6 protein-coding genes, 1 riboswitch and 1 other annotated feature are annotated in these 6,389 nt (G+C 38.9%); of the genes, 1 reads left to right on the top strand and 5 read right to left on the bottom strand.

The window, feature by feature from the left end:
* Positions 1-362 precede the first annotated feature (362 nt).
* Positions 363-650 (top strand): hypothetical protein, encoded by a 288-nt coding sequence (locus N7Z68_RS16870; RefSeq protein WP_275119647.1) that lies wholly within the window; start codon positions 363-365, stop codon positions 648-650.
* Here N7Z68_RS16870 and N7Z68_RS16865 read toward each other — a convergent pair.
* The 5 genes from N7Z68_RS16865 to dtd form a co-directional block, all read right to left on the bottom strand.
* The gene (locus tag N7Z68_RS16865; protein WP_275119646.1) at positions 625-1,857 is read right to left on the bottom strand and encodes a homoserine dehydrogenase; all 1,233 of its coding nucleotides are present in this window, start codon (positions 1,855-1,857) and stop codon (positions 625-627) included. The genes N7Z68_RS16870 and N7Z68_RS16865 overlap by 26 nt on opposite strands.
* Before the next feature lie 158 nt (positions 1,858-2,015).
* Positions 2,016-2,128, bottom strand: a riboswitch (SAM riboswitch).
* A 77-nt stretch (positions 2,129-2,205) separates the two neighbouring features.
* Positions 2,206-3,999, bottom strand: coding sequence for an aspartate--tRNA ligase (gene aspS / locus N7Z68_RS16860; RefSeq protein WP_275119645.1), 1,794 nt, complete (start codon positions 3,997-3,999; stop codon positions 2,206-2,208).
* A 2-nt stretch (positions 4,000-4,001) separates the two neighbouring features.
* On the bottom strand, positions 4,002-5,279 hold the full coding sequence (gene hisS, locus N7Z68_RS16855) for a histidine--tRNA ligase (protein WP_275119644.1): 1,278 nt from the start codon (positions 5,277-5,279) through the stop codon (positions 4,002-4,004).
* Between the two features lie 118 nt (positions 5,280-5,397).
* Positions 5,398-5,622, bottom strand: a binding site (T-box leader).
* A 59-nt stretch (positions 5,623-5,681) separates the two neighbouring features.
* Entirely contained in the window at positions 5,682-5,858 is a 177-nt protein-coding gene (locus N7Z68_RS16850) for a hypothetical protein (protein ID WP_275119643.1), read from the bottom strand.
* 81 nt (positions 5,859-5,939) lie between these two features.
* Positions 5,940-6,386, bottom strand: coding sequence for a D-aminoacyl-tRNA deacylase (gene dtd, locus N7Z68_RS16845; RefSeq protein WP_275119642.1), 447 nt, complete (start codon positions 6,384-6,386; stop codon positions 5,940-5,942).
* Between the last annotated feature and the right edge of the window lie 3 nt (positions 6,387-6,389).

The raw sequence follows: 6,389 nt of genomic DNA, 5'->3' as shown, positions 1-6,389 counted from the left end.
AGGCAGTTAGGCTCCTTCTTCACCTAACCACCAACCAGATGATAGAGTGGTTGGGTCAAGCGGGTTGGGCTTGATGCATCCACGGCATCATCTATGCTTTTAAAAAGTGAAGAAGGGCCTACTGTTTCCATTATAAAAACTAAAATCCGTTATTTAGGTGTCCACTTTCTTGACATAGGTCCACAGAGGACCCTATTTGCTTAAAATCACAAAACATTACTACAATAACTAAGGAATAAGGGCCTCCGAGTCCGTTACGTACTTAAAAGGCATGCTTTTTAAAGGAATAAGGGCCCTTGAGTCCCATAAAATTTTATTTCTACAAGCAAAGTTTCTTACTCTTTATATAAAGGATGTTTTCCATGAAGCCCATTACAACTCAAGTTTGCATCGAAGTCGAACAAAAAATCGAATACACCAAGAAGTATACAGTTGAAAGAAACTTCGACATGGAGCTCTTTAATGATAAAATCCGCTCACGAGACAAAGAGTTTCTATTAGAACATGTATTTGATATTTCTTACCGTCAAGCAACAGAAAAGATTGGCTTTTTGTATTTGCATACGAATCAAGGTGTTTTACCTCATCTCGTGAAAACCAACCCAACTCCTTTTATTGATACATTTAAAAAGGTAAAGCAATTTTATTAACAGCTACCTTACCTAATACCGGGTAGCTTTTTTGCTGCCATAAAGGAGGTAAGTCATTCAACGACTTGCCCTTCGTTAATTTAAGGATCACCGCTTGCTTATCGTTAAAACCGTTATCTATTTCAACTTCGCTTATAATACCGAGTAAATCCGCATGAAACTGTTCCTTTTTTAGTTCAGAAACAAAGACAATTACACTCATTTCCTCGTTTGCTCTATCGTTATGTTGTTGACTTAATGGACGATTAAACCCTTGAAACTGCTCATGCAGAACAAAATCTTCTACCATACTGTTTGCGGTTGCATCCTTTCCTGCACCTGGACCGCTCATCGTAATACGGTCGATGGTTGCACCGTCAATACAGATACCGTTCGTCACTCCGTTAATATTATATAACGGATGATCTTTTGTAACGAATGCGGGTGATACAAAGCCACGAATAACTCTATTTTCATTCGATGTTCTAGCAATCAATTTTATTGCTAATTCATTTCGTTCCGCAAAATCAATCGCCTCTTCCTCAATGACATTCATCCCCTTACAGAAAAAGTTATCTTCATTTGGCCATGAGTTAAACGCCAGCCGACTTAAAATTTTGAGTTTATATAATGCATCATATCCTTCAATATCATCTGTAGGATCCGCTTCGGCATAACCTAATTGTTGCGCTTCTTCTAACACATCAGCAAACGGCCGATTTTTCTCTTTCATCTCTGTTAAAATATAATTCGTTGTCCCATTCAAAATTCCCGTCACAGAATGGATCGGGGTTGTCGAAAATAACGTTTTAAAGCTGTTCACAATCGGTATTCCACCGCCAACAGCTGCTTCAAACCCTAAATAAACTCCGTTTTGGCGAGCCAGCTCTTCAAGCTCTTTACCGTGCTTCGCAATCAATTCTTTGTTTGCTGTAATAATCGCTGTACCTGATTGAATGAGCTGCACAATATAGCCTTTAGCAGGTTCAACCCCGCCAATTGCTTCAAAGACAATATCGTACTGTTGATTAAAAAACTCATTAGGGTCACTTGTTGTAAGTGTTTTTACTTGAGTATAACCACGATCTTTTGTATCGTCCTTCACGAGAATTTTTGTCATCTGAACCTCAGTTTGAAAAATCTCCTTTAATTCCTCGCTTGAATTCAATAACCGCTCATAAATACCCGAACCAACTGTTCCGAACCCGATAACCCCAACATTTAACATCCTAAGCTCCTCCTTGTATAAAACACTTACTTATGCCCCGATAACTCCTCCGCACCACAGTTCTTTTTTACTTAGAGTGATTCTATCTTTAGTCTCATCAGTTGTGCATAAAATAAAAAAACCTTTCCGATAAGGGAAAGGTTTTTTTAAAACGCCTCCACTTATCTTTCAGAGCAATTTGCTCTGCTGAAATTAGCACCTTTGTTTGTCTGGCAGACAAACCGGTTGCCGGGCGTCATCGGGTCAGTCCCTCAGCCTCTCGTGATAAGTTTTATTTTTACAATTAATTATTTGAATTTTAATAGTTATGATTATAATGCGATTATTCTATCTTTGTCAACTTAAAGTTTATACTTGAACTTTCTTTTCTTCCTCTTTTTTCGGAACGATTGATAAATTCAACTCATGTAATTGTGCCTCACTAACCGAACTCGGTGCATTGGTTAATAAGCAACTTGCGCTCGCAGTCTTAGGGAATGCGATTGTATCACGTAGGTTGTTTCGGCCTGCTAATAGCATAATTAGCCGATCTAGTCCTAACGCAATTCCGCCGTGTGGTGGTGTACCATATTCAAAGGCATCTAGCAGAAAACCAAATTGTTCTTTTGCTTCTTCTTCAGAAAAACCAAGAGCAGAGAACATTTTTTCCTGTACATCACGCTGATAAATACGTTGTGAACCTCCACCAAGCTCATATCCGTTTAACACAAGGTCATATGCTTCTGCACGTACTTGACCCGGATCCGTATCAAGCAGATGCAGATCTTCTGTTTTTGGACTCGTAAATGGATGGTGAAGAGCGACGTAACGATTAGCATCCTCATCAAACTCAACAAGTGGGAAGTCAACTACCCATAAGAAATTGAATTTAGATTTATCAATTAAGTCTAGGTCTTTACCAAATTTAAGACGAAGTGCACCTAAGCTGTCATACACCACTTGTTTCTTATCCGCTGCAAAGAATAATAAATCGCCCGGTTCTGCATTCATCGCTTCACGCATGCCTGCAGCCTCTTCTTCGCTTAAGAATTTTGCGATTGGTCCTTTCAACTCGTTTTCTTCGACTTTAAGCCAAGCTAAACCTTTTGCACCGTAAATCGCTACAAAATGTGCTAGGTCATCAATTTCTTTACGAGTCAGTTTTGTAGCTGCCCCTTTTACATTTAACCCTTTTACAATTCCGCCGTTAGCAATCGCATTAGCAAACACTTTAAACTGTGAGTTTTTCATTACATCTGTTAATTCAGATAACTCTAAGCCAAAGCGTGTATCTGGCTTATCTGATCCATATCGATTCATGGCTTCAACATACGTTAAACGCTGGAAAGGAGTTGAAATTTCAATTCCTTTTAGTTCCTTCATGATTTTTGCCATCATGTTTTCCATCATGGCAAGTAAGTCTTCTTTGTCCATGAAGGAAGTCTCGATATCGACTTGAGTAAATTCCGGTTGACGGTCCGCTCGTAAATCTTCGTCACGGAAACAACGAACAATTTGATAGTAACGTTCGAAACCAGATACCATCAATAACTGTTTAAAAAGCTGCGGTGATTGCGGAAGTGCATAAAATTCACCATGGTGCACACGGCTTGGTACTAAATAATCACGTGCTCCTTCAGGCGTACTTTTCGTTAACATTGGTGTTTCCATTTCTAAGAATTGCTCATTATCTAGTGTTTCACGAATTAATTTCGTCGTTTGATGACGTAATTTAAAGATGTTTTGCATATCTGGTCTACGTAAGTCTAGGTAACGATAACGTAAACGAACATCTTCAGAAGCATCTGTATCTTCTTCAATCTGGAACGGAAGCGGTTTGGATGCATTTAAAATCGTAATCTTATCAACATGCACTTCGACTTTTCCAGTAGGAATCTTTTCATTAATCGTTTCATCTTCACGTTTAACAACTGTACCTTCTACATCTAAAACAAATTCACCGCGTACACGGTCTGCAATTGCATGGGCATCTTTTGATACTTCAGGGTTAAAAACGACTTGAACAATACCTGAGCGATCTCGTAAATCAATAAAAATAACTTGCCCAAGGTCACGACGAGTTTGTACCCAACCTTTTAACTGCACTCGTTCTCCAATTGTATTTTCTAATATTTGGCCACATTGATGTGTTCTCCCTATCATTCTTACTCCTCCTTTAATCTATCTTGCATATATGTAATAAAATCATCGAGTGATACTTCCACTTGCTCTCCAGTGCTCATTTCTTTTACATTAATTTTATTAGCAGCTAGTTCATCATCACCCAGTACAGCTGTATACTTCGCTTCTAGTCGATCGGCAGCTTTAAATTGTGCTTTAACCTTTTTATCTAGGTAATCTTTTTCAGCAGATAACCCTGCTTTACGCAGTTCAAACAATAAACTTGCACTTTTGTCTTTTGCCTCTTCACCAAGTGCCACTAGATAACAGCCAATCGTTTGTTCGATTGGAATTTCAATGTTCGCTGCTTTTAGAGCCATAAGCAAACGTTCGATACTTAGTGCAAAGCCAATACCTGGTGTTTCAGGACCGCCGATTTCTTCAACGAGTCCATTATAGCGGCCACCTCCGCATAATGTCGTAATCGCACCGAACCCTTCACCTTCTATCATGATCTCAAAAGCCGTATGGTTATAGTAATCTAGACCACGTACTAATGTTTGATCAACGACATAGGAAATGCCCATTGCATCGAGGTGTTGTTTCACTTTTTCAAAGTAGGCGACTGACTCTTCATTTAAATAATCTAAAATCGAAGGCGCAGTTGCCATCAATTCATGATCTCTATCTTTTTTACAGTCTAAAATTCGCAACGGGTTTTTCTCAAGACGTTGCTGACAATCTGAACAAAACTCATTAATTCTCGGTTTAAAATGATTGATTAATGCTTCACGGTGTGCAATTCGGCTTTCCGTATCTCCAAGACTATTAATAACTAGTTTCAAACCTGATAAGCCTAGTTCACGATAAAACTCCATTGCCAGTGCCATTACTTCGGCATCTATTGCTGGATCATTACTGCCTAGTGCTTCAATGCCAAATTGAACGAACTGACGCATTCTCCCTGATTGTGGACGCTCATATCGGAACATTGGACCGATATAGTAAAGTTTGGTCGGTTGTCCCGGATTTCCATATAACTTATTTTCTACAAATGCTCTCGTAACTGAAGCTGTTCCTTCTGGTCTTAACGTTAGGCTTCGATCGCCGCGATCCGTAAATGTATACGTTTCTTTTTGAACGATATCTGTCGTATCCCCAACCCCGCGCTGAAAAAGTTCTGTATGTTCAAAAATTGGCGTGCGGATTTCTTTATAGTTATAACGGCGGCAAATATCTTGTGCCTTGGCTTCGACATACTGCCACAGTTCTGAAGTTCCTGGCAAAATGTCTTGCGTACCTCTTGGAATATGTATACTCATCTTGATCCTCCCATTTCAAAAACATCTAATAAAGCTTACACAGCTTCAACTAAGATACCTATCTTTCACCTTAGTTTTCATTGCAATATAAAAAACTCCCATCCCTGATTATAAATCAATCAGGGACGAGAGTTATACCCGTGGTGCCACCCTTATTGAAGCCTAAGCTTCCACTTTAAGCAGTTAACGCCTTGCTTACGTTTTTTCCTACTAACCAACAGTTTTCAGAAAAAAACCTACGGAGTGTTCATTCATTAAGGTCCATGTAGAAATGCTTACAGCCACGGCATTTCCTCTCTTAACATGTGCTACCTTAATTACTATTCCCCATCATCGGTTTGTTACGGTCTTTGCATTTGCTTTTTATCATACGAATGTTTAATAAAGTTGTCAATAAATTTATTAGTTTCGTCCAAGCTTTTTCTTCAATTGCTTTACTTCTCTTAACGACAATCCAAACTCATCTGCGAGTTCCATACTTGTACTGCTGTTTTCTTTTTCTACAAAATCGTGAAAGTTCACATGAAATAGCTGGTGTTCGTTTCTTCCGCTGCCTTCTTGCTTCATACTTGTCCGCATCGAATCTTCCTTCCGTAATAACATCTAGAACTAGCATAACCAAAAGTCATCTAATTCTTTCAGTTTTGGAAGAAAAACATGTTAATTTTGCCGACTATCGATAATTAGAGTAACCGGACCATGGTTGATAAGCTGTACATCCATCATCGCACCAAAAATACCGGTCTCTACTTGAACACCTTTTTGGCGTAACTGTTCATTAAATGCTTCATATAAGGGTTCAGCTACATCTGGTTTAGCCGCTCCCATAAAATTCGGTCGACGCCCTTTCCGACAATCACCATATAATGTGAATTGAGAAATAGATAGTATTTGACCACCGACATCTAAGAGAGAAAGATTTAATTTTCCTTCATCGTCTTCAAAAATACGAAGGTTTACAATTTTATCCGTTAGATACTGAACATCTTCGACCGTATCTTCATGCGTTATACCCACAAGAAGCATTAAGCCAGAACCAATTTTTCCAACTACTTCTTCATTGACCGTTACGGACGCTTCACTTACTCTTTGTAATACGACTTTCATATT

Origin of the sequence: Alkalihalobacterium chitinilyticum, assembly GCF_029028005.1 — a bacterium.
Lineage (GTDB): Bacteria > Bacillota > Bacilli > Bacillales > Bacillaceae_F > Alkalihalobacterium > Alkalihalobacterium chitinilyticum.
The sequence above is the reverse complement of the archived record's forward strand: the minus strand, read 5'-3'. Positions and strand labels throughout refer to the sequence as shown.

Coding starts and splice junctions, on each gene's coding strand:
- hisS (WP_275119644.1), bottom strand. CDS start 5,279: ATGAGTATACATATTCCAAGAGGTACGCAAGACATTTTGCCAGGAACT.
- N7Z68_RS16865 (WP_275119646.1), bottom strand. CDS start 1,857: ATGTTAAATGTTGGGGTTATCGGGTTCGGAACAGTTGGTTCGGGTATT.
- N7Z68_RS16850 (WP_275119643.1), bottom strand. CDS start 5,858: ATGCGGACAAGTATGAAGCAAGAAGGCAGCGGAAGAAACGAACACCAG.
- dtd (WP_275119642.1), bottom strand. CDS start 6,386: ATGAAAGTCGTATTACAAAGAGTAAGTGAAGCGTCCGTAACGGTCAAT.
- N7Z68_RS16870 (WP_275119647.1), top strand. CDS start 363: ATGAAGCCCATTACAACTCAAGTTTGCATCGAAGTCGAACAAAAAATC.
- aspS (WP_275119645.1), bottom strand. CDS start 3,999: ATGATAGGGAGAACACATCAATGTGGCCAAATATTAGAAAATACAATT.